General features: G+C 60.2%; 1 protein-coding gene. It reads right to left on the reverse strand.

Going from position 1 to position 713, the window contains the following annotated elements; translation table 11 throughout:
* Positions 1-713: phosphopantetheine-binding protein (locus tag BXO87_RS05750; protein ID WP_139337723.1), on the reverse strand; the 713-nt coding region annotated here is incomplete at both ends.

Here is a 713-nt window from a genome sequence, read left to right on the forward strand (position 1 = left end):
CGGTCAAGCGGACCCATCAGTTCCAGCACAGCCGGCATATTGTAGCCGACACCGCCGTCTTCAAGCTGTTGGAGCACATACATCCGTTTCTGCGCCGAAGACACCGGGTAGGTGTCCTGTTTTTGCGCAGGCTGAATTGCTTCATACGGGCTCTCTTCCAAGTCCTGAATAACCGAAGCGAGTTCTTCCACCGTCGGCCGGGCGAAGATGTCTTGTAACGGCACCTGAACACCGAACTCTTTGGCAATGCGGGAGACGAGAGCCGTCGCTTTTAACGAATGGCCGCCCCGCTCAAAAAAGTGATCTCGGATGCCGACGGGGCCGTTTTTCAGCACCTCTTCCCAAAGAGCGCAAAGCTTCATTTCCGTGACGTTCCGCGGGGCGGTGTACGCCTGTCTGTCTGCCGCTCCGCCGGGAGCCGGCAGCGCGCGGCGGTCAAGCTTTCCGCTCGGCGTGACCGGCCATTCGGTCATCTTTATGAACTGAGCCGGCATCATGTAAGCCGGAAGGCGTGTCGCAAGCTCCGCCCGCACGTCATCGCTTTCCCGTCCTTCGATATAGGCGTAAAGCGCGGTTTCGCCGTGTTCGGTCCGGGCAGTGACCGCCGCCTCACGAATGCCGTCGATGCGCCGGATCGCCGCTTCGATTTCTCCCGGTTCAATCCGGTAGCCGCGGACTTTCACCTGTCCGTCTGAACGGCCGAGCCATTCGAC

The sequence above is a fragment of the Bacillus sp. GZB genome (assembly GCF_001975995.1).
GTDB classification, from domain to species: domain Bacteria; phylum Bacillota; class Bacilli; order Bacillales; family Bacillaceae; genus Bacillus; species Bacillus velezensis.